The organism is Dehalococcoidales bacterium (assembly GCA_030698765.1).
In the GTDB taxonomy this organism is placed as follows: domain Bacteria; phylum Chloroflexota; class Dehalococcoidia; order Dehalococcoidales; family UBA2162; genus JAUYMF01.
This window is the reverse complement of the sequence record JAUYMF010000065.1, coordinates 1-22832: the sequence shown is the minus strand read 5'-3', so window position 1 is coordinate 22832 and position 22832 is coordinate 1. Positions and strand designations below refer to the sequence as shown.

Here is a 22832-nt window from a genome sequence, read left to right as displayed (position 1 = left end):
AGATAGCCCAGACCGACATCATCAAGAAAGCCCAGACGAGCTTGAATCTCCTTGAGCACCTGGTGGGCTATCAACTGCTCACGTTCGCGGAGAATCGATTCGCGGCCGTTACCGCCGAGACCGGCCGCCCACTCCAGCGCTTGGTTAACTGACATCGAGCTAACATCGACGATGTTCCGCCCGTCTATTTTTACCGCCAGAGACTCCGGTTTGAGCCGTTTCCCATGGCAGACAGGACAGGGCGTCGCCATCATATAGCGCCCGATCTCACTCCGGGTACGCTCCGACTGCGTGTCCTGGCTGAGGCGCTCCAGATAAGGAATCACCCCCTCATAGCCGGTAAAACGCTCCCTGACCCGGCCGTAACGGCTGCGGTGCTTGACCAGTTCCCCTTCTTCTCCGTAAAGCACCAGCTTGAAGTTTTGCTCACTTAAGTCCTTAACCGGCGTATCAAGGGAGAAACCATGGCGCCGCGCCAAATGCCCCAGTTCATGAGTATGCCAGGACAGCCACCACCCCGGATGAATCGCCCCCTGGGCTATAGAGAGTTCCTTATTGGGAATAATCATTTCGGGGTCTATCTCCAGCTTGACCCCTAACCCGGTACAGGCCGGACAGGCACCGTGAGGACTGTTAAAACTGAAGGAACGGGGCTCTATCTCCCCCAGGCTGATCCCGCAATAGACACAGGCAAAATGCTCCGAGAACATCATCTCTTCGCCATCTATAGCCGAGACCAGCACCACTCCGTAACCTAATTTGAGAGCCGTCTCCACCGAATCGGCGATGCGACTCTGGTTACCGTCCTGACCGACGATTAATCTATCAACCACTACCTCGATAGAGTGTTTTTTATTCTTATCCAGCCGGAATTCCCCGGACAGGTCAGAGATGTTCCCGTCAACTCTCACCCTGATATAACCCGTTTTGCGCAGGTCATCAAAAAGGGCCTGGTATTCACCCTTACGGTCTCTGACCAGCGGCGCCATAATCATAATCCGGCTGCCGTCCGGGATATTCTGAATAGCATCAACAATCTGCTGGACTGTCTGGCTGGCAATCTCCCTTCCGCACTGAGGGCAGTGGGGATGACCGACACGGGCAAAGAGCAGCCTCAGGTAATCATAGACCTCGGTCACCGTACCCATGGTGGAACGCGGGTTTCGACTCGGCCCTTTCTGGTCAATGGAAATAGCCGGGCTCAAACCTTCAATGTAGTCAACCTCGGGCTTCTCCATTCTGCCCAGGAACTGGCGGGCATAAGCCGACAGAGATTCCACGTAGCGGCGCTGCCCTTCAGCGTAAATAGTGTCAAAAGCCAGCGAGCTTTTACCCGAACCGGAAACTCCGGTAATGACCACCAGCTTGTCCCGCGGGATAACCACATCAATGTTTTTCAGGTTGTGCTCGCAGGCACCCTTAACAATTATGGAATCTAATGGCATGCGTTTCTCTCCACCCGAATTCTATTGTATCACCTGACACTCAAGCGCAACAAGCCGGTTCCCTATGACCGTTTTTTGCCCTGACCCTCACATCGTCTGAAAATCCCCCTTACTCCCCCTTTTGCAAAGGGGGAAAACTTAAAATGGTTTGGGGGGTGTATCAGGGGTGTCCAAGAGGGGCGAAGCCCCTCTTCCTAAGTCTCCTTCCTCCTTCCCGGTGGGAAGGGGGATAAAGGGGGATGGGGTTAACCATCCTGATGTAAAAGGCATTAATTTAAACAAACGTAACCATAAGCCGGGTGATAGCGCTTGCTTTCAAGGTAGAATAATGCCAAAATATTACTATTGGGGGGCCAACAGTGAAAAGTAATGGAAGGCTGCTTGAAGTAGACAATCTGCGCATGTATTTCCCGGTAAAGAGCGGGCCTCTGCGCAGAAAGGTAGCTGACCTCAAGGCGGTAGATGGAGTCAGCTTCCACATCAACCGGGGGGAGACGCTGGGGCTGGTGGGTGAAAGCGGCTGCGGTAAGACTACCACCGGACGCAGTATATTGCGACTCTACAAAATCACCGCGGGCAGGGTGTTTTATGAAGGGAAAGACCTTGCCAGGCTCAGCAGCGGCCAGATGAGAAAACTGCGGCGGGAGATGCAGATAATCTTCGAGAACCCGGGCAGCACACTGGACCCCTGCATGTACGTGGGGGACATCGTCGCGGAGCCGATGCTATTGCATAACCTGGCCAGCGAACAGGAAAGCAGAGAAAAAGTCGATGAGCTGCTCCGGATGGTAGGCATCGAGCCGCGCATGGCAGTAAACCGGCACCCCAACGAATTCAGTGGCGGGGAGAGACAGCGCATCGAGATTGCCAGAGTCCTCTCTCTGCAACCCGATTTCATCGTGCTGGACAACCCGGTGGCGCAGCTGGATGTCTCCATTCAGGCGCAAATCGTTTCCATGCTGATGAAGCTCCAGACGGAGCGTAACCTGACCTACCTGTTTATTGCCCATGACCTGGCTGTAGTCCGTAATATCAGCGACCGGGTAATGGTAATGTATTCGGGCAAAATCATGGAAACGGCTGACATCGAAAAGCTTTTCGTGAACCCGCTCCATCCTTATACTCAAGCACTGCTCTCTGCCGTGCTGACCCCCGACCCGAAGGCGGAACGCGAACGCAAGGTGATCATCCTCCCCGGAGAAGCGCCCAGCGCCATCAATCCCCCCGCCGGTTGCCGTTTCCACCCCCGCTGTGACCGGGTGACGGACACCTGCCGGGAACAGGAACCGGCGCTGGAAAGCACCGGCAGCCAGCATTGGGTAGCCTGTCACCGTATCTAGCAGTGGCAGCGGGTTCCCCAACCGCTCAGTCACGCTAGTTCTCAATCAAGCTCAACCCCGCTTCTCCATCCTCCCCGGCATTGCCAAAGCCGGACAGACTGTTTACAATACGGTTTATTAAAGAGAAGGGGATTAACCATGTCCCGAACTTCGACACTGGTGCTGAGGGTCAGGGAGGCTGATGAGGCCGACTTCAATCAGCCGGTCATCCGAATCCACGAATCTAACAGACCGCAAAACATCAGATGGGGCGACCGGGTACAAATTTCCCTGGATAGAAAAAACTGGATCAGCTGTCAACCGCAACCCACCGGTGAAGCCGGCGCCGGAAAAATATATATCGGCATCCGGTTACGGGGAATACTGAACAAGGATACCATCGGGCTTCAGATAGCCCAACTGGAAGTACCCGCTACGCTCTATCTGCGCAAGGCGTTTTCGTGGAAAACCTCAGCATATTTCGCTGTCGGAGTCCTGCTGATAATCAGTGTTGTTTTGCTGATATTCTCCCGTTTTGATATTTTTTAGTACTTTGTTTCGTAATTGAGTTATCTTATACGCGTGCCTCTACCACTGAGCAGCGCCTTGTACAACGGGCTACCCCTCACCCCCGTATCAGGTACGGGGCAAGCTTTAATCCTCTCCCGCAAGGGGCGAGGAAATACGTAAATCTAATTGTGAAAGTAGGCACTATCAACCGCATTCCACACCCCGTCAGATTATGCTATACTGCCTATAATTATGCTAGCCAAGGTGATGAGTTGCGCCATAGTAGGGCTGGAAGGCGCTATCGTTGAGGTTGAGGCGGATATTTCTCCCGGGTTGCCCTCGTTCACCATTGTGGGCTTACCTGACGCCGCCGTGCAGGAAGCCAGGGAACGGGTCAGGGCAGCCATCCGTAACTCCGGCTGCACCTTCCCGATGAAGCGTATCGTCGTTAATCTTGCCCCGGCCGACCTCAAGAAAGCCGGGCCGGCTTATGATTTACCCATCGCCATCGGTATTCTCCTCAGCTCTGAGCAGGTATTCGCCGATACTTCCCAAATCCTGCTCCTCGGTGAGCTGTCACTGGATGGCAGCCTGCGCCATACCAACGGCGTACTGCCGATGGTTGCCCTGGCCCGCGAACAGGGGTTCAGCACCATCATTGTGCCTGAGGCAGATGCCGGAGAAGCCTCACTGATAGAAGGTATCAGTATCATCCCGGTCAGTTCCTTATCCCAGCTGGTCAGTTATCTGCGCGGAGAGATTCCGGCGCCGCAGTGCCAGCCTGAGCCGGTCATGGAATGCGTCCCCCCGGCTACGTCAATGACCGACCTGGCTTATATTAAGGGGCAGGAACACGTCAAACGGGCCTTAGAGGTAGCTACCGCCGGGGGACATAATCTGGTAATGTCAGGCCCGCCGGGTAGTGGCAAAACAATGCTGGCACGCTCATTACCATCAATACTGCCGCCGATGACCAGTGAAGAAGCCCTGGAAGTAACCAAGGTTTACAGCGTCAGCGGACTTCTGCCATCAGACACTCCTTTAATCAGACAACGCCCCTTCCGCTCCCCTCACTACACCATTTCCGGGGCCGGACTGGTAGGGGGCGGGCACTGGCCCCGTCCCGGCGAAATCAGCCTCAGCCACCGGGGAGTCCTCTTCCTTGACGAACTTCCTGAATTCGGACATTCACTGCTCGAAACACTGCGCCAGCCCCTGGAAGACAAGGTTATCACCATCAGCCGGGCACAGGGCAGTGTAAACTTTCCGGCCAACTTCATGCTGGTTGGAGCTATGAACCCGTGTCCCTGCGGCTATTACGGCGATCCTTTCCGGCAGTGCACCTGCTCCCCCGGCCTGGTCTCCAGATATCAGAGACGTATCAGCGGCCCGCTCATTGACCGGGTTGATATCTTCATTGAGGTGCCCCACATTGATTACGAGAAACTGGCGGATGATAAGCTGAGTGAGAAATCAGAAAGAGTCCAGAGCAGGGTTATCGCTGCCCGTACTCTGCAGCAGGAACGTTTTCACGGCACCAGAATCGCCTGTAATGCGGAAATGACGCCAACTGAAGTCAGAGAGTTTTGCCGGGTAGAAGAATCCGCCCAGAGCCTGCTCAAGATGGCGATGAAGCAGCTTTACCTTTCCGCCCGCGCCTTCCACCGGATACTCAAGCTGGCGCGGACAATCGCCGACCTGGAGAATGTTGATATCATCAAATCCCACCACCTGGCGGAAGCCATCCAGTACCGGCCGAGAACCGCAGTATAGCTCAAATTAGACAGAGAAAGGATAGCGTTAATCCTGGAAATTAGTGCTATTACGGTCAAGGTGAATGAAAAGATTTGAAAAACAGGTAATCGCTTACGCATCAGCCTGCCACGTATTAGACCATATTTTTGAGCTAACCTACGGAGTGGTCCTTATCGGCATCGCTCAGGAATTCGGCATCGGCCTTTTTGTCCTGGGGGTACTGGCCAATATCCTCGGATTCACCTTCGGCCTGGCAGCGTTACCGGCCGGGTTCCTGGCTGACCGTGTCGGCGAAAGGCGGTTGCTGGTATTTTTCTGCCTGGGCTCAGGCATCTCCTCTATCATCGTTGGCTTAGCCCCCAATGTTTACGTGCTGGGCGCAGCCCTGGCGCTTCTGGGACTAACTATAGGTATTTACCATCCGACAGGTTCCGCTTTTATCACCAGGTCAGTCGAGCGGCGGGGTATGGCTTTTGGTTATCATGGGATGGCCGGTAATCTGGGTGTTGCCATAGCGCCCTTCCTGGCGGGCATTATTGCCGCATCCATGGGCTGGCGAGCGCCCTATTTCATCTTTGCCATCCCCGCCCTGCTGCTGGCCGCCCTCATTTACGCCTTTTCACGGACTGAACTCCCGGTTATAGCGCAGAATACCGTCCAGGCTAATCCTGAGAAAGCAAACTCCCGCTCAATCGTCCTGCCGCTAATACTAATCTTCCTGGCCTCAATAACCAACGGCCTTGTTTATAAAGGACTGATCACCTTCCTGCCGGTATATTTCAGCCGGCGACTTCATTTCACTCTTTTCGACCTTGACACCATAGCGCTGGCCGGCTCTTTCACCACTATAGCCCTTATCTTTGGAGTCGCCGGGCAGCTTACCGGAGGTTACCTGTCAGAGCGCAAACGCCGCGAGGTTCTGGCCGTGATTGTCGCCATAGCGGCAACACCGCTGCTGCTGCTCATCGGGAATAGCCAGGGAATGGCGCTGATGCTGGGAGCTATCGCCTTCGCCTTCTTCCACTTCATGGGACAACCGATTTTTAACACCCTTATCGCTGATTACAGTCCGTCATCCTGGAGAGGGCGCACTTACGGGATGTACTTTTTTGGCTCTTTCGGTCTTGGCTCTTTCTCGGCAACCTTCCTGGGCTACATCGCCGAGAATAATGACATCCGCTGGGTCTTCATCACCATGGCTGGACTCTCGGTGGTAACCGTAGTATGTATTGTGATTCTCTTTCTAAAAACACTGGCCGCTCCGGGGCGAAAAAAGGACTAACGAAAAGGAGCAGCCGAGACAAGAATATGAGGCTATCCCATACCGTAATCGGAGATATATCTTTTCCTTCAACCATCTGAAATCAAACCAGTTCAATGTTGACAGTACGGGCACAAATAGTTTACCCTTTCTTCATTCTTTTCAAAACTGAAACAGATAACCGCTAGTAACCTGACACGTAAGAGGCAGTCAAATGAACGAAGAAAGAAAAGAAAAAGAAGAAAGAAGAAAAAGGGAAATCCCCGGCTGGAAGGATGAATTCGACGGACGCCCGCAGTTGCCGGAAGAGTCCTTTGGCGAGTTTCTCGAGGCTAAAGCAGCCAGAAACAGGGATAAGCCCTATCTATACTTTGAAGACCGGGTGGTAACCTATGGAGCGCTCAGGGACAAGGTGAGTCAGGTGGCCAACGGACTGCTCGACCTGGGGGTAAAAAAGGGGGAGCATGTCGCGATAGTAATGTATAACTGTCCCGAGTATCTTTATACCATCTACGCGACGAATGCGATTGCCGCCGTACACGTGACGATTAATCCCGCCCTGAAGGGTGAGGGTTTATCCTATATCATCAATCAGTCCGATTCGGAGACGCTCGTGGTCGAGCAGGAATGTCTGGAGAATATAGATCTGATTAAACCGGATTTGAAACAGCTTAAAAGAATCATTATGCTGGGCAACCAGGACGGAGCTAATCTGCCCGGTGGCTGCGTTCCCTTCCATAAGCTTTATCAGGGCTCTACCAGTATCCCCCATATCTACCGCCAGCCCGGCGATTTAATGCGGATTCATTACACCTCAGGCACTACCGGCTTACCTAAAGGCACGGTAGCCAGGTTCGCCGTGGCCTCAAACTATCCCAGAGATAAAGCCCAGCTAAAGTACCAGCACACGGCTGATGAAATCCAGTATGTGATCTTACCCCTTTACCACAATGTGGGCTATATGGACTGCACTGCCCGGACACTGAATGTAGAGACCTCCTGTGGGCTGACCCGCCGTTTCAGCGCCCGCCGTTTCTGGCCCGAGGTGCGTAAGTTCGGCTGCACCTGCTTCAGCTTTGCCGGCAGCATGCCTCACATTTTACTGAAACAACCGCTGCATCCTGACGACAAGAACCACTCGATGCGCTTCGGCGATGGTTACGCCCCGATAGGTGAAATCAGGGATGAGTTCTATGACCGCTTTGGAGTCATCCTTATCGAACGCTATGCTACTTCTGACGGCGGCGGCGGTCTGCGCAACATACCCGGAGACAAGAAAGGTTCCATCGGCAGGGATGAAGGAGGCGGACGCCTGGTGACAATCATCGATGAGAACGGTGAGGAATGCCCGCCTTATGTTATCGGCGAGCTAGTTTCCCGGCCCAGAGACGGGACAGCCGCCACGGCGGAATATTATAAGGAGCCGGAACGCACTGCCGAGAAGGTCAAGGGCGGCTGGTTCCACACCGGGGACTACGGCTACCGGGATGAAGAAGGCTGGATGTTCTTCTCTGACAGGGACAGACAGTTCATCCGGCGCCGCGGGGAGAACATCTCTTCCCTGGAGATTGAGTCAGTAATTGATAAACACCCCGATGTAGTCGAGTCAGCCGCCGTAGGTGTCAGCTCGGAGTTTCAGTTTGACCAGGAAATAAAGATCTCCGTGATACTGAAACCGGGCAGTAAACTGACTCCTGAAGAGCTAATTGACTGGTGCCAGGACAAGATGGCAAGGTTCATGATACCCAGATATGTGGATTTCAGGGATTGCCTGCCTAAAACGGCGACCGAGCGGGTACAAAAGCACAAGCTGGTGGATGAAGGGGTAACACCAACGGTTTGGGACAGGGAAAAAACCGCGGCCTAATCCGTTTATGGTTCGATGCTTACCAGTCCCTTACGCATAGCGTATTTGATAAGCTCAGTCCGGTTATGTATATCCAGCTTTTCCATTATCTTGGCACGGTGTCCCAGCACCGTCTTCAGGCTGATACAAAGCATTTCGGTAATCTCACGGCTGGTGTAACCATCCGCAATCAGCTTGAGCACCTCTCTTTCCCTATCGGTCAGGCGGTCATAAGGTTCTTCGGCAACCTGGCGCAGGTAGTCCTCAATCAATATCGAAGCCGCCGACGGGTAAAGGAAAGAGTCCCCTTTATACACGGTACGAATAGCGGTAGCCAGTTCCGAACCCAGGGCTCTCTTGGAAACACAACTTACCGCTCCGGCCTTGATGGCTGATAATATGTATTCTTTGTTATCGTGCTGGGTCAGGACCAGTACCTTCACCGTTGGATTTTTCTTCCTGATACGGCGGGTAGCTTCCAGTCCATCCAGACCGGGCATGGCAATATCCATAACTGCCACATCCGGCAAAAGCTCCCTGGCTTTCTCAATGGCTTCTCTGCCATCAGAGGCTTCCCCCACTATCTCTATGTCTTTATGGAGATTAAGCAAAGCGCGGATGCCTTCACGCATCAGGGCGTGATCATCCACGATCAATACTTTTATTTTCTCCATCAACAACCTCACACTCCAGCAAGACCCCCCTTGCTAATCCCGCTATCTCTTTCTGATTAAATTATAGATTAAGTTATTTACCTCTTCAACTTCTCCCGCTTACCAGACCATTCTTAGCCAGGCAGATAACAAGTCTGGAATGATAATAGTACCATTTAACACTGAAGTAGCGCCACCCGGCTCCCTAAGTTCAGTCAACCAGCGAGAAGGATGAGGTAAGATCCGGTAATAATGAATGTTCTAAATCTCTAAGGTGCGGGAGACTTGATGAGATGGAGCAGGGCATCTATTTCCTCCAGACTAAGGGTTGCCTTAAATGGCGGCATTCCTGTGCCGGTACGGCCATCTGCAATAACATCTCTTATCTCGGTATCACCGAGCGCTGCCAGGCTCTCCGGAGTTAAAGCGGGGGCAAATCCAGGAATACCCTCCCGGTTTGCTCCATGACAGGCAGCGCATCGAGAATCATATAATTCTTTAGCCGATACCGCTGCTGGTATCTCAGGTGAGGCCTCTGATGGTGTCTGCGGAGTTGTCGATATCGTCTCTTCCGGTTGTTTCGGCGTTGTAGCTGAGGTATTACCTTCCTCATTATCAAAATAGGGAAACGCCGTTCTCTTCTCCAGAGGCACTTTCAATCGGTCCGCAGTTTCCGTGCCAGCAGATGCCGGCTCATGGCAGGCGAGGCAGACGTCGCTGGGACGTTCGCTATGAGTTACAACAGGGAATTGAGGCGCGCCACCAATCCCACGTTCATGACAGACACGGCAATCATCACGGCCTTCTATCGAGTGCGGTATTAACGGCACCACAACTTTTGCCGTGGGCGGGGATGGAGGCGGTGGCTCTATCATGCCGCAGGAAATAGACAGGACGCTTAGACCAAGTACCAGCGCCCCGCCTAACCAGGCCGATTTCATCTTCATTCTGCTCGTTTTCTCTCCGCTATCCTTGTTCACACCGGGAACTTTCATGCCTTCTCTTAAACCGGAGGTAATCCCTTTTTTTCAAGCTATGATTGGAAAAAGACGAACTTTATCACCATACTGAGTACAAATAATCCTCCCCACAACATCACCGCCATCGCCAGCAGATATACGAAGCCGCGGAGAGCCATGGCGTAATTACGCGGTTTACCCAGAAACCATGCCAGCAGCATGCCATATATCGGCATCAGAATGATGCCGGGAATCAACCACAGACCAACCGGCGTACCGCCTATCCACTCCAGCATTTTCTATTCCTCGTGCTCGCTTTCCGCTTCAATCATCGGAATCGCCTTGGAGACGATAGTAAAAAATATGACCAGCATTGCCACCGAGCCAATGATGGAAGAATATTCAACCCAGGTGGGGATGTAATGACCCGGCACACCCTTGTAAATATCAAAATCGGGATGCGAAAGTCCTTCCACAATGAAGAGTGTTTTCTCAAATAGAGTCGCTACTACCGGCAATACCGCAGCAGCGACAATACGCTTTACCCCGGATAAACTGGGCCAGATTGTCTGTGCTCCCAGATAGAGAATGGAAGTACCGACAAGCCCGATAATGACCCAGAAGAGAGGGTTTTCCAGCTTGGCTTCTGTAGCTTTGAGCAGCCCGACCGGTGGCGCAAAGGAACCGGTAATAATCTGCTGAAGTTCGAACCACAGGAAGAAGAAGGCTACCACCGCCAGCACACTTCCCAACTTGGCAAAGACCCTGTCTGAGAGGAATTCTTCCCACCCGAAGGCCCGGCGCAGAATGTAGGAGACAATCGTGACCGCGCCAAAAGCCGAGGTAAGAGCGATGCTGAGGAAGGTCGGCGCCTGGATAGTGCTGAACCATCCCGGCATGGAAGCGATAAGCTGAAAGAGCCAGGGAATAACCCCGCCGTGCAGGAGGAAGGGCGCCAGCACGAACACGGCGAGGGCCAGCCACCAGGCCATTCTGGATACCTTTCTGTCCTCATCGGGATGGTACCCCTGAGTCAGCACGCCGTATAAAGGAGCAAGAAAAGCCGGCAGCCGGTTGCGCAGTTTATAAATATCGTGTCGCAGCGTAAGCAGCAGGTAAGTTGCCGTCAGGATAAAATAGAGCGTGATAACCGTTACGTCCCAGACCAGCGGGGAAGTCTGGAAGGTGGTAACATAATTGTAGAGAACGCTGGTCACCACGCGGTCGGGACGCCCCAGGTCGATGATAATAAATAGCCCGGCTATAGACAGCCCCCCTATTGTCAGTAGCTCAGCTATACGGGCAACAGGATAGAAAACCCTCACTTTGAACAGCCTGACCGAGGCCGAGATAAGAATACCGCCGTGGGAGATGCCGACCCACCAGATGAAGGAACCGATATATATTCCCCAGGGAATGCCTCCGGTGGTGCCCCAGTCACCCATACCGGTAACCACCAGCCCATACCTGAGTTGCCAGGCCCAGGCCGCAAGGAACCAAAGCAAGGCTGCGCCGGAAATTGCCAGTGTCAGGTAATATTTTATAGTTGGAGCACCCATTGGCTTGAGGATTTTATCATCTCTGGTTTCAATTCTTGCTCTCACCGGGTACCTCCAAAAACCTTCAAGAACCAGGGTTCATGACCACCCAGGAGGGGAAGGCGTTTCTCCACCAGTCCCCAATCTTCATAAGACACCGGACCATCTACCGGCCTGGCTGATCGGGAAGGCTGCTGACCGATGTAGATAATGCTGGGCTTGGTGCCATGGTCCTCCAGTAGCCGGAAAGTCGAGATTTTCCCGCCCTTCTCTTTAGCTTTCTGCGCCAGATACTGGTTGGGCCGGCTATCCGGGTCATTCATATTGCCAAAATGGATGGCATTATGGGGACAGGTCAGTTCGCACACAACGTTCTCTCTTCCATCATCCTGTCGTTCGGGGCAGAATTCGCACTTCCCCATTACCCCCTTAGGCGGATTGCCGATAACCCAGCGGCCCCGGGAGTCCGTAAATTTTTCAATAGCACCGGGATTCCTTGGCGGCGGCTCGTCCCACTGGAAGTAGTTTACACCGTAAGGGCAGGTAACCATGCAGTAACGGCAGCCAATGCAGAGATTGTAGTCGGTCAGGACGAGTCCGTCCTTTTCCCGTTTGTGACGGGCACGTACCGGACAGACCTTTACACAGGGCGGGTTGCCGCAGTGCTGGCACAGGCGCAGCAGGAAGTTCGGATCTTCCCGGTTCTGGTCCTGGAAAGCCAGGACATATAGCCAGAGGACCCCCTTTGGAAGAGAATTATGATGGGAACAGGCGTAAACGCACTCAAGGCAGCCGTCACAATTCTCCAGGTCAACCACCATACCCATCTGCACCTTCCCGGCTGGCTGGGTCTGGTCATCTTCCTTGAGCGACAGGCTGCTGGAACCTTCCTGTGCAACGGGGGATCCGAGTACCTTGCTCCGGTTCAATACCGGGATAAAAGGGGATGATAAGGCAGCTAACAACCCCGCTCCCACCACCGACTTCTTGATAAAATTCCGCCGACTTAGATTGTCTATTTTCTGATTATCCTGATTATCTCGCACAAACTTCCCTTTTTATAATAACATAATGTAAAGCAAGACTTCCAATCCACCCCGCCATCAGGAGGTCGTCGAGTTCTATCTTGCCCCCTGCAAATTCAATGGATCCGGAAACTGACCCCTACACTGTTCTTGAAGGTAAAAAACGTTCACTGACCAGCACTTTCCTGGTATCATCCAGCCTGGAAGCCACTACCCTGATCAGCCCTCTCACTACTTCATAACCAACCCTGGGGTCATCCTGCAATAGTCGCCTGAGCTTGCTGGCAGGAATGGCCACAACCTTGACTTTTTCCAGGCAGACAGCGGTAAGAGTATAAGTATATGGCTCCACCAGGGCCGACCAGCCAATCACTTCATTCGGGTCAATCACGTCAACCGTTATCCTGCGAGCCGTTCCCTGGTCAGATGATGACAGTGTCATCTGACCAGCTATTTTCCCTTCCTGCAAGATCATTAGTTCCTCGGCGCTATCACCTTCCTGAAAGATGGTGGTTCCGGCATCATATTGCTTCTCGGAGACGAAACCAACAATTTTCTCCAGTTCGCTATCATTCAGCGCTGCGAAAATCTGGCATTTTTTAAGAAGCTGTTTTGTTGTCATCCTGGTATGCTTTCACTCCTGACAATATAATTCGTAATTCCTCAAAGAAAGTGACTCGACGGGGTTATAGAACCTTATTATTGGCTAAGGCGGCTAGCTTTCTGCGTCACCCTTTTTCCCGGGTTTGCCCTGCATGGAAAACCTGGCCTTTAACGAAGCCAGCAGCCTTCCTGTCAGACCCAAACCCATAACTGCCAACCCCGCCAGGGTCAGAACTATTCCAACCGGGGCCAGGAACACGGTAAGGATGAAAAACCAGCCACTCAGAGCCGCCAGTCCGCCAAAAAAGATGACTTTCCCGGCAGTATCACCGCCTTTTTGCACGGTGATTTCACGTGGTTTAACTTCAATGTCAGCGAAGACCATTCCTTCCGGCGTCACCAGCTCATGGAAAAGGTCGTGCAGTTTAAACGGGGTATGTGATCCGTTGGTCTTTCTGGAAAAGAATGGAGCATTATCCAGGCCCAGGACACGTTCAGCGACTGTCTCTTTGTCCAGACTGGGCAGCAGTATCACCTTCGTGTTAGGGACTTCTCCGGAAATAGCCTGGGCGGTATCCAGTCCACCTACCCGCGACAGCGGCACCGCATCCAGACCGATAACATGAGGCAGACTGCTATCGATGATAGCAACATCAGGTCTCAGGCTCTTGACCAGCTCCAATGCCCTGCCCGCATCCCGGGCTTGCCCGATAACAATATTTCCCTCTTCCGCTTCCACCGCCTCCCTGAGGAAATCCCGTGCTTTGGAGTATTCTGAAGCGACGATTACCCGTACGTTATGTTTTCTCATGGCACCAACCCTCCCGGAACCAAATTACTAGTCTATACTTTAAGGCTAGCATATCCGGAACAGGCGCACCATCCACGGAAAGGGGGAACTTAAATACAGAAAATATGTATTATTTGTTACCCTGCTTTGATGAGAAAGCGTGATTGACTACTTAGAATCAAGTATCCAGAACGATGAATCCATGACGTAAAGCATACTTAACCAGCTCGGTGGGGCTGCGCAGTCCCAGCTTGGCCATGATATGGGCGCGATGGGTCTGCACCGTAGTTATGCTGAGGACCAGAAGGTCAGCGATCTCCTGATTGGTATGACCTTCGGCAATGAGCTTCAGTACCTCCCTTTCCCGGCTGGTCAGTCCGTCATAGCTCTCCTTGTCACTACCCGCTTTTACCCGCTGCAGATAATCACTGAGGAGCTTTTTGGCCATGGTGGGGTACAGAAAGACGTCGCCATTCCGCACGATGCGCAAGGCTGAAATCAGTTCACTGGAAGAGCCCCCCTTGACAAAATAACCGGACGCCCCGACATCCAGGAACTTAAAGAAGTACTCATCCCCTTCATGCATGGTCAGTACCAGGATTTTGGCATGCGGGCTGTCCTGCTTAATCTGCTGGGTGGCTTCCAGACCATTCATGACCGGCATCGTTATATCCATCAAAACAATATCCGGCTGCAGTTCTTTCGTCTTCTGGACTGCTTCCACGCCATTGGTTGCCTCTCCCACAACCTCGATATCAGGCTCGGCTTCAAGAAGGGTGCGGAAACCCTCCCGAACGATAGCATGGTCATCAGCAATCAATATCCGCATTTTGCTCGTTTCTGCCATAAATCCTCCGGTTTTCAGCCTGCTCGCACCCGCTTCACTTGGTTTCAACCAGGCTGGATTCTCCAATGGAACTGGCGATCGGGATTTCCACAACGATACGGGTTCCCTGCCCGACCTCCGACTTGATACTAAAAGTGCCGCCCAGAAGGGCCGCTCTCTCCTGGATACCCAGGAGACCCAGAGAGTTCGTCTCTACCCTGGACCGGAACACGGCTTCCACATCAAACCCTTTGCCATCGTCTTCAACCACGGTGATAATCTTATCACCGGTGATTTCCAGTTGTATTTTGACATGCCGTGCCTGAGCGTGCTTAGCGATATTGTAGGTAGCCTCCTGTACCATCCTGAACAGAGCCGTCTCCACGGCTGAAGCAAGGCGCCGGTTCAAGCCATTGCTCTTAAATTTAACTTGGATTCCCGCCGATTCCAGGTGGCGGTGGACATGAGCTCGAATCGCCGTTATCAAGCCCAGGTCATCAAGCGCTGAAGGGCGCAGATCAAGCGTCATCCTGCGCAAGTCCTCCAGGGCATGTACGAGCAGAGACTTGGCATTTTCCAGTTTTTCCCTGAGATGCACCTGCTCAGACGGCGTCATATTCTCCAGGGCTTCGATGCTGACCAGCAAGCCGGTCAATGTCTGGCCGTACTCGTCATGCAGCTCGCGGGCAACCCTCCTCCGTTCTTCCTCCTGAGCATTGATAACGCTGTTCAGCAGTTGTCCCCGCAGCTTCTCTTTTTGCTTCGCTTCCTCATAGAGGACAGAATTTTCAATAGCCAGACCCACATGATAACCGATGGAGCTTAACAATCTAAAATCGTCCTCAGTAAAGGGACGCTCCTTCGAGCAGGCTATATTCATAATACCCAGAGTTTTATCTTTGGACTTAAGGGGTACGCTCACAAAGCCGTCATTATCCTCTTTAATAACCATGTCATTGACCAGTTCCGGGCACTGGGAAACATCATTCACCATTAGCGCATAACCATCACGCAGCACCTGGTGACAGGCGCAATTAGCCTCCCCCGAACCCGCTTCCCGGCACTTAAAAACGTCCGCAGAGCCGATGCAACTCATCATCTCAAGTTTTTTATCATCAGGGCCACGCAGGAAGACACAGCCGAAGGCCGTCCTGGTAACCTCCAGAACTCTCTCCAGGGCGTTTTCCAGCACATCTTTAAGATTGAGAGACTGGCTGACAGTACCGGCGATAGAGTTCAAAGCTGACAATTCTTCATTACGCAGCAACAGTTCATTCCTTGATTTAGACAGTTCCTGTGTCATGTTATAGAAAGAGACGCTAAGCTGCCCAATCTCATCCTGGCGCCTGGTCGGAACTACCGCCTTGAATTCTCCCGCCGCCACCCTTTTCGTCGCCGAGGTAAGCACCCTAATCGGCTTGACGATCCCCTGCATCACCGTCCACGCCAGTAAAGATACTCCAAGCACCAGTAACACGCCCAAGAATAACAATCTCTGTCCTAACTGCTGCGTCGGTGCCAGTGCTTCTTCCTCTGCCTGCCGGATGGCGACACCCCATGAAGCCGTAGACATGGGAGCGAAGGCAAGGATATCCTTACGCCGCTGTAAGGTCTCATTGGCCTCATGACAGCGGTGGCACACTCCAACTGTCGCCTGTCCCTGATTAATCAGCTCGGCAAAACGGCCGGGATGGTCACTCATTTCAAACATTGCGGGAGGTGAAGCCGGCCTGGTTCTGGCCACGATAACCCCGTTTCCATCAACAATCTCGGTGTATCCGGTCTTACCTAATGTCACCGTCTCACCAAAAGCGCCTATATTCGACTGATTAATGTCAATCAGAACAGTGAGCACCCCGAGACTCACCCCTTCTAAATCAGCAACGGGGACGCTGATGAGCACCACCGGCACTCCCACCAGGGAATCAGATACCAGGCCGGATATAGTTGGAACACCGGAACGGAGAGTTTCCGCCACTTCAGGATAAGCGGACATATCTATACCTGTAATCCCGCTATCCTCCGGTTCAACCTGTATGGCCCGGCCACTGCTATCAACCAGAATAATATTTCGTGCTGAGATTCCGGATTCAGCCAGTATCCCGCTCAGTGAATCCGCCGTTTCCTTAAACTGCTCAGCCGAGGGAAGTGAACCATTAAAATCAGTCGCCCTTTGCAAATGCAGGAACAGGTGCTCCAAGTTATCATCCATGTGGCTGGCCATCATCCGCGCCAAGACAAGCCGCTCTTCGAGCGTCCTGTCAACACTGTCTCTTACCGATTGTATCCCTAACCAGCTAAAAAGCCCAAGGCCGATCACCAGCCCGGTCAAGACAAGCAGTCCAATCCTTTTTTGCAGGGTCAGGTTGGTAAAAGATATTATGGTAGAACGTACTGCCGCCAATTTATCCTCTTCCTCACAATCTTCCGGATAGTTAAGCTCAGGTTCTAAGTATTCCAGCGTCCAGCGCAGCCCTTAAATATGCAGGGGCTTAACCGTAAAAACCGGATGTTTCATGAAACCATGAGCTATATCCCCAATTATACAGAATTATGATACAGGGCAACAGCCAAAGTCAAATAGATACGCATCTATCCGTTAATAAAAACCGTATTACTAAAGAGAAAGGCAGACTTATTAACTTTCTTCATAGGCAACCGTTCTGATAATACCTATCGTCGCTCCGGTATTGTCAGTGGTACAGGCATCACTGACCCCGATTAGCTTCTTGATACCATTTTCTGAGATGAACCGGTTAACCTGCTCATCCAGCTTGCCGAGCTCCTCCCTGGTATGGAAAATCTTGATCTCGTTGGTGAAAGTTTTGACTTTTATCATGTTCCCCCTCCTTGTTAATCAAAGGGTTTTCTGTGCTCTCTTATATATTATATACCAAAGACGGATAAGAGGTTTACACTAAAAGTACCCGTAGCATACCCTGACCAAAGCCCTGTGCCGAAACGAAGGAACAGTGAAGAGAATCTGGTACGGCGTCTTAGAAATTCCTTGAACAATCCCTTTCGTAAAGAGCTTGCCCCTGGCTTGAACAGGGGGGAGAGAGAAGAGAATAAAGCGACGTATTTCCGAGACAGGGGCACTGAAATTTCTTTGCGGTTACCTGTCCGGGAGCTTATTTGCCGACTTTTTCAGATGGATGGAAACGCATGGCCTGCCTATTCCGAAGATTCGCCGGAAATTACCAGCTTGGCCCCATCCGAAGTATCTTCAACGTCAATAGTAACTCCCTGAAGCGCATCGGCCAGGTTCTCTTCAACCAGCAATTTTTGCATCCTCGTGTTCGACCGTCTGGTCCCCCTGTTTTTCCCTGTCTATCGCCAGGCCAAGTTGTCCCTGGTCATTAGCCATGAGTCTCAAGGACACTTCAGGATTATCCGTATTAGCATCCAGTATCTTCTTCAGTTCCTCTTTAGCACGCTCGGTAACTCCAATCATCTTTGCGCCTCCTCGTTTAAAAATCTTTAACTTTCCTGTTAGTTCGGGAGCATTTTAGACTTGAACAGATCGAAGATTAAGTCTGGGGGAATGAAGCCTGACTGATAAGCCTATCTCAAGAATACACACAGGCCGGTTATCTCCAGCCCGTGTGCATTCTTAATCTGCTTATTACGTTATGACATTACCGGGGACTGACCTTACGGTAGCAATCGCTACAGTATACCGGTTTATCACCGCGCGGTTGAAAGGGCACTTCAGTATTTTTGCCGCATTCGGCGCATACTACGGGAAACATCTGACGCTGGTAACCGAAGCTGCTGCTTCCGGAACGCTCTGACTTTCTCGCCTGGCGGCAGGGAAGGCAGCGCTTAGGCTCATTAGTATAGCCCCTGGACTGGAATAGCTCCTGTTCGTCGGCACTGAAGATGAAGGTAGTTCCACAATCGGAACACTGGATTGATTTGTCCTCAAAACTCATTGGATGACCTCCTCTCTTTGATATTTTAGCTAGAGTTCCGGTCATCCAATACTTGAGTATTCCTGCATAGCTTGTAATAACCTAAACCTATACTAATCAGTGTTTATTATACACGAATATGCGCTAAAAGTCCATTATCCGCTCATCATCAGAAAGCTCTCCAGACGAAAAGTCCGCTTCCGAATTTTGATATTTCCTCTCCACCAACAGGCTTATCCCGCTGGCTAATCCGGGGACCAGGGTTACTCCCCTGGATGAACAAGCGCGTCTTAACATCAGGTTGCAATCAGAAGACCGGCAAGACAGGTCAGGGCAATCGGTGATAAAGCAGGCATAGGCTTATCTTTCAGCCACAGCAGCTGGATCAGGAAGGCGCCCATAAGACCGGCAAGGGCAAACAGACCAACGATTATCGCTCCAGGCAGACCAGCCGCAAAAAACACGGAGACACTGAGCATCAGAGGAAACCCGATGTCTCCACCACCCAATATGGAAAAATCACGCTGAACTGATTCCTGCGTTGCCAGTTCACTCAGCCTCACTTCATCAAGGCTCCGGTTCCAGTCTGCAAGTCTCCTTGGAAAAACAAAGGCAGGCATAGCGTCAAAGTCGGAAAACCGGCCGGCCATCCACATCATATAGCCGAAGCGCACCGCCAGCACGTCGTATACAGCTACGATCAACATGAAAATCATGAATGTCCACGGGCTAAAAAGAAAGCCGAACATTGCGCCGGCGCCGGCGAGCGCTCCCACAAAAAGTAAGTTATGCAACCAGATCCTGGCCCAGAAAAACCAGATAATAGCGGCGGCTGCGGCGGCGGCATAAGGCAAGTATCCGGGTAAAGTAAACACTGTGCTGATAAATGCGCCCCAGCCAAGCATTACTGCAAAGGCAACACGAAAGACGACCCTTAGCTTATTTACCGGCAGAAAGAAAAGTACCAGTCCCAGCAGCACCACTACCCCGAAAAAGTAGACGAGTACCGGCCCAAGAGAGATATCGGGCGAGCTAATTTGATTCGCCTCTAAGTAAAGCTTCTCCCGGAACGCTACATGTAAGGTCAGGGATTGAGCCATGACCAGCACGATCCCACTCCAGAAGAAGGGACTGATTTTTGCTTTCATCACTTCATCAGGTGACATATAACTTCACCCTGCTAACCGTCTTTCAGCCGTACCCGCACCGGAGAGCGATGACCCCGGCCCCGGCGCATCCGGCCATATTCGAAGGCAAACTCCGCTCCAATGATGACAATAAACGCTGACAGATATATCCAGACCAGCAGGATGATAACGGTAGCTACTGACCCGTAGATAACATCATAGCTGGCAAAATTGTTCAGGTAGATAGTAAAAGCGGTTCTGGCTATTTCAAAGAGGATAGCCGCAAGAAGTGCCCCGGGCCAGACATCTCGCCAGTATGTTTTCGTATTCGGTATGAATTTATACAGCAGCAACATCGTAATGAAGATAAGAATGAACGCAACCAGTCTGCTTACAATCAGTGTCAGCGAATCCAGTACCGGCAAATCTATTGCGGGGATCACGGATGAAAAGACGGTTGATGCCATTGAGAGGAAGAACACAATGCTGGTACCCATGGCCACACCGATGTCACGCAGCTTCCGAACATAGAAAGGGCGGTAGGTCCGTATATTCCAGGCTTTATTGACAACACGGCCGATTGCACCGAAAATGCCGCTTGCCGTCCAGAACAAACCGATGACGCTAAACAATCCCAGAGAGCCTCTCAATTCTATTATGCCCCTGATGTTGCGTTCAATGACCTGGTCTGAACCCGGTATATACTGCTCAAAAAACCGGAATATCTGCATCTGTACCGCTTCTGACGGAAGAAAAAAGCCAAGTAGAGCGATTATGCCAAGCAGCAGTGGAAACACAGATAGAATCGCAAAGTAGGCAATGCTGCCCGCCATATCTCCGGCCTCATCTTCTCCCAACCCCTGAGCAACCCGGACAACGAGTGATACAGCCGGTTTTTCTTTGAGCTCCTGAATTATACTGCGTATTTTCTGCCTGATATAACCCGTTCTCACTCCATACCTTTTCATTACGACGCTAAAATCAGATTTCCAGAATGTTACCTTTACTTTCCGGCTCCGGCACCCGCACCAGCATGTCCGCAATGTCCTTGCGTGATACTCCTCCCATGGAGACAATAAGCTTCATAGCGTCACTAATTGACATTGAAGTATGAATTATCTCAGATTCCGGGACAATCTGCAGAAAACCGCCGGCCGGGGTTGGAGCCGTCGGGATGAAGACATTGAGAACTTTTCTGCCATCTTTATCTTCAGCTTCCTTGGTGACAAAGCCTACCGTGTAGATACCCTTGCGAGGAAATTCCATGAAGATCACTTCCAAGAACTTACTGTTTGAAGTAGCATTGAAGCTCTCCAGCATTTCCCTGGCCCCACCGTATATGGAACCCACAACCGGTACTCTGATTATCTGCGTTTCAAAGAAATCGAAGACTCTCCGGTGCCCGAATTTCAGGCCGAAATAGCCGATTAAAACAACAGTGGTAATAATGACAATGAAACCCACGCCCGGCAGCGGACGGCCGAATCCCCACGTAATAATAGGAGCCAGTATTCCATCAACCACATTAAAGACCCAGATTAGTACCCAGAGGGTGACTGCCAGTGGAATGATGATTATAATACCGTGAACAAGATAAGTGATAATACAGCGCGGCAAGCTGCGGAGGAACTGTCTGTAATCTTGTGTTAACTTCGTTAGCTTTTTTATTCCAGAATTATCCTGCATATTTACCTTTCAATATATGCACTGCCCCTCCATGAGCTTGACCGTAATGGCTCAAGGCAGGTCATCATTTCTTATGATAACCTGCCTTGAAAAATCGGGCAACCGATTTTCACGCCGGGGTTAACCCGAATGCCTGCCTAACCGACCACTTTCGATTTTGCCTCTTTTATGATATTCTCAGCTTTATCTTTTGCTTCTTCGACGATTTTCTCAGCTCTATGCGTCGCCTCATGCACCTTCTCATCAATAAGCCCCCGGGTTATTGTACCTGAGTGTGGCGCATACAGAATGCCCACAGCCAAACCGATAGCCGCTCCCGCCAGCATTCCCAAAGCAAATCCTTCCGCCGAATCTTTACTGGTCATCGTTTACCTCCTGTTTAATCCAAGTAAGACTTAACTGATTGCGGAAACCTCGTGTTCTGATCCTTTTTCTTCTTTCTTGAACCTGGACACCTTATCTTTTGCCTCTTCAACAATCTTTTTGGCTTTTTCCCTGGCCTCTTCGATGATATCTTCCGCCCTGTCTTTTGTCTCTCCCGCCTTCTCCCTTAACTCTTCCGCCTTCTCCCTCAACATGGTTCGTGTTTCTTTACCGGCGTTAGGAGCATAAAGGAGACCAATGGCTAAACCAATGGTAGCACCTATCAGGATACCCATTCCAAATCCGGTAGCGCTTTCTTTCTCTGACATTTCATTTACTCCTTTTCTTAAAGATTTTACCCATTGCCAGAATTCCGCAAGTTATTCCTTGTAAGAACCCGGCAGCCTGAAGCAGCGGCTTTCCCACTTCTTCTATCTTTTTTGCCGCAGCCATTGTTGATTTCAGGATACTATTGGCCTTCCGGTATAATGAAAACGAAATCACAGCGACAAAAAGAGCAACCAGCGTAACCACAAGTCCCGAGACAATGATTACAATGTCTCGCAGCGGTTCAATCTCCACAGGCTTACTCCCTTCTCACGGTAGAATTTGAGTAAAAATAGCGGCACCTGCCGGGCTAGTCTTTCTTCTCTCAACTGAGGTACGGATGGTCATACCGAGTTGGCTATGGCTACTATCCCTACGATAATCAGCCATATACCAATCACATAAGCGATGATTCTGGGCCATACCAGTATGATTATGCCTAAAATAAGGGTGATAATCCCCCCCACCAGTCCGCCTACGCCAAGAACACCAGCCACTTTACACCTCCTTATCTTCCTGTTGAGTTGCCGCTGCCTCGCGCTAGCCTGTATCGGTTTACGTCAGCACGCTTAAGGACTATCCTTTCGATAAAATAATACACGGGGCGGCATCTAATAGTCATAAAATTTCAGACGACAAAATTACAAAATTATGACATTTAGCAAACGCCTCTATCCCCGGGAGTCGCCGAATATAGTAGCCGGGCCGGCAATTTCACTTTGACTTTACGTCAGACGCCGGAATTATAGAAAAGACTCAGCATCTCCGCCGCGTGGACATTGCTTCCGGAGCCCAGGCGCGAAAACGGCTCCGGAATTTGAGAGAGTTACCCAGCCGAAAGGTATTTTATAGCGTCACTGAACCAAGAAGGAACTGGATAGCGCT

The 22832-nt window shown here is 51.4% G+C and carries 25 protein-coding genes; 5 read left to right on the top strand and 20 right to left on the bottom strand.

Going from position 1 to position 22832, the window contains the following annotated elements:
• Positions 1-1445 (bottom strand): excinuclease ABC subunit UvrA (locus tag Q8Q07_03185; protein ID MDP3879297.1); only part of this gene is annotated, 1445 nt, incomplete at its 3' end.
• Positions 1446-1804: 359 nt separating this feature from the next.
• Between Q8Q07_03185 and Q8Q07_03180 the strand changes: the two genes are divergently transcribed.
• The 5 genes from Q8Q07_03180 to Q8Q07_03160 all read left to right on the top strand — a co-directional run bounded on the left by Q8Q07_03180 (position 1805) and on the right by Q8Q07_03160 (position 8157).
• Positions 1805-2785: an ABC transporter ATP-binding protein gene (locus tag Q8Q07_03180; protein ID MDP3879296.1), complete on the top strand. Its 981-nt coding sequence runs from the start codon at positions 1805-1807 to the stop codon at positions 2783-2785.
• 138 nt (positions 2786-2923) lie between these two features.
• Positions 2924-3313, top strand: a complete 390-nt coding sequence (locus Q8Q07_03175; GenBank protein MDP3879295.1) for a hypothetical protein — start codon at positions 2924-2926, stop codon at positions 3311-3313.
• 213 nt (positions 3314-3526) lie between these two features.
• On the top strand, positions 3527-5047 hold the full coding sequence (locus Q8Q07_03170) for a YifB family Mg chelatase-like AAA ATPase (protein MDP3879294.1): 1521 nt from the start codon (positions 3527-3529) through the stop codon (positions 5045-5047).
• Between the two features lie 64 nt (positions 5048-5111).
• Positions 5112-6311 (top strand): MFS transporter, encoded by a 1200-nt coding sequence (locus Q8Q07_03165; GenBank protein ID MDP3879293.1) that lies wholly within the window; start codon positions 5112-5114, stop codon positions 6309-6311.
• A 193-nt stretch (positions 6312-6504) separates the two neighbouring features.
• Positions 6505-8157, top strand: coding sequence for an AMP-binding protein (locus tag Q8Q07_03160; GenBank protein ID MDP3879292.1), 1653 nt, complete (start codon positions 6505-6507; stop codon positions 8155-8157).
• A 5-nt stretch (positions 8158-8162) separates the two neighbouring features.
• On the opposite strand, the gene Q8Q07_03155 is transcribed toward Q8Q07_03160, so the two are convergent.
• The 19 genes from Q8Q07_03155 to Q8Q07_03065 all read right to left on the bottom strand — a co-directional run bounded on the left by Q8Q07_03155 (position 8163) and on the right by Q8Q07_03065 (position 22444).
• Positions 8163-8810: a response regulator transcription factor gene (locus tag Q8Q07_03155; protein MDP3879291.1), complete on the bottom strand. Its 648-nt coding sequence runs from the start codon at positions 8808-8810 to the stop codon at positions 8163-8165.
• Between the two features lie 248 nt (positions 8811-9058).
• The gene (locus Q8Q07_03150) at positions 9059-9784 is read right to left on the bottom strand and encodes a c-type cytochrome (GenBank protein ID MDP3879290.1); all 726 of its coding nucleotides are present in this window, start codon (positions 9782-9784) and stop codon (positions 9059-9061) included.
• A gap of 38 nt (positions 9785-9822) precedes the next feature.
• The gene (locus tag Q8Q07_03145) at positions 9823-10044 is read right to left on the bottom strand and encodes a hypothetical protein (protein MDP3879289.1); all 222 of its coding nucleotides are present in this window, start codon (positions 10042-10044) and stop codon (positions 9823-9825) included.
• 3 nt (positions 10045-10047) lie between these two features.
• Complete coding sequence (nrfD, locus tag Q8Q07_03140) at positions 10048-11352, bottom strand: NrfD/PsrC family molybdoenzyme membrane anchor subunit (protein MDP3879288.1); 1305 nt, start codon at positions 11350-11352, stop codon at positions 10048-10050.
• Entirely contained in the window at positions 11349-12332 is a 984-nt protein-coding gene (locus Q8Q07_03135) for a 4Fe-4S dicluster domain-containing protein (protein MDP3879287.1), read from the bottom strand. The genes nrfD and Q8Q07_03135 overlap by 4 nt, the downstream gene beginning before the upstream one ends.
• Positions 12333-12450: 118 nt before the next feature.
• Positions 12451-12933 carry a cyclic nucleotide-binding domain-containing protein gene (locus Q8Q07_03130; GenBank protein MDP3879286.1) on the bottom strand — a complete coding sequence of 161 codons (483 nt, stop codon included), beginning with the start codon at positions 12931-12933 and terminating at the stop codon, positions 12451-12453.
• 93 nt (positions 12934-13026) lie between these two features.
• Positions 13027-13725, bottom strand: coding sequence for a response regulator (locus tag Q8Q07_03125; protein ID MDP3879285.1), 699 nt, complete (start codon positions 13723-13725; stop codon positions 13027-13029).
• A gap of 157 nt (positions 13726-13882) precedes the next feature.
• Positions 13883-14551 (bottom strand): response regulator transcription factor, encoded by a 669-nt coding sequence (locus tag Q8Q07_03120; protein MDP3879284.1) that lies wholly within the window; start codon positions 14549-14551, stop codon positions 13883-13885.
• Between the two features lie 34 nt (positions 14552-14585).
• A complete protein-coding gene (locus Q8Q07_03115) occupies positions 14586-16934 on the bottom strand; it encodes a GAF domain-containing protein (protein MDP3879283.1) in 2349 nt (782 codons plus the stop codon).
• Positions 16935-17168: 234 nt separating this feature from the next.
• A complete protein-coding gene (locus Q8Q07_03110) occupies positions 17169-17369 on the bottom strand; it encodes a hypothetical protein (protein ID MDP3879282.1) in 201 nt (66 codons plus the stop codon).
• Between the two features lie 432 nt (positions 17370-17801).
• Positions 17802-17984: a hypothetical protein gene (locus tag Q8Q07_03105; GenBank protein MDP3879281.1), complete on the bottom strand. Its 183-nt coding sequence runs from the start codon at positions 17982-17984 to the stop codon at positions 17802-17804.
• 184 nt (positions 17985-18168) lie between these two features.
• The gene (locus tag Q8Q07_03100; protein MDP3879280.1) at positions 18169-18465 is read right to left on the bottom strand and encodes a zinc-ribbon domain containing protein; all 297 of its coding nucleotides are present in this window, start codon (positions 18463-18465) and stop codon (positions 18169-18171) included.
• Between the two features lie 275 nt (positions 18466-18740).
• A complete protein-coding gene (locus Q8Q07_03095; GenBank protein ID MDP3879279.1) occupies positions 18741-19610 on the bottom strand; it encodes a presenilin family intramembrane aspartyl protease in 870 nt (289 codons plus the stop codon).
• A gap of 14 nt (positions 19611-19624) precedes the next feature.
• On the bottom strand, positions 19625-20524 hold the full coding sequence (locus Q8Q07_03090; GenBank protein ID MDP3879278.1) for a YihY/virulence factor BrkB family protein: 900 nt from the start codon (positions 20522-20524) through the stop codon (positions 19625-19627).
• A 28-nt stretch (positions 20525-20552) separates the two neighbouring features.
• Positions 20553-21188 carry a DUF502 domain-containing protein gene (locus Q8Q07_03085; GenBank protein ID MDP3879277.1) on the bottom strand — a complete coding sequence of 212 codons (636 nt, stop codon included), beginning with the start codon at positions 21186-21188 and terminating at the stop codon, positions 20553-20555.
• Positions 21189-21394: 206 nt separating this feature from the next.
• A complete protein-coding gene (locus tag Q8Q07_03080) occupies positions 21395-21622 on the bottom strand; it encodes a YtxH domain-containing protein (protein MDP3879276.1) in 228 nt (75 codons plus the stop codon).
• Positions 21623-21652: 30 nt separating this feature from the next.
• On the bottom strand, positions 21653-21949 hold the full coding sequence (locus Q8Q07_03075) for a YtxH domain-containing protein (protein ID MDP3879275.1): 297 nt from the start codon (positions 21947-21949) through the stop codon (positions 21653-21655).
• 1 nt (position 21950) lies between these two features.
• Positions 21951-22202 (bottom strand): hypothetical protein, encoded by a 252-nt coding sequence (locus Q8Q07_03070; GenBank protein ID MDP3879274.1) that lies wholly within the window; start codon positions 22200-22202, stop codon positions 21951-21953.
• An 89-nt stretch (positions 22203-22291) separates the two neighbouring features.
• Positions 22292-22444: a DUF3096 domain-containing protein gene (locus tag Q8Q07_03065; GenBank protein MDP3879273.1), complete on the bottom strand. Its 153-nt coding sequence runs from the start codon at positions 22442-22444 to the stop codon at positions 22292-22294.
• Between the last annotated feature and the right edge of the window lie 388 nt (positions 22445-22832).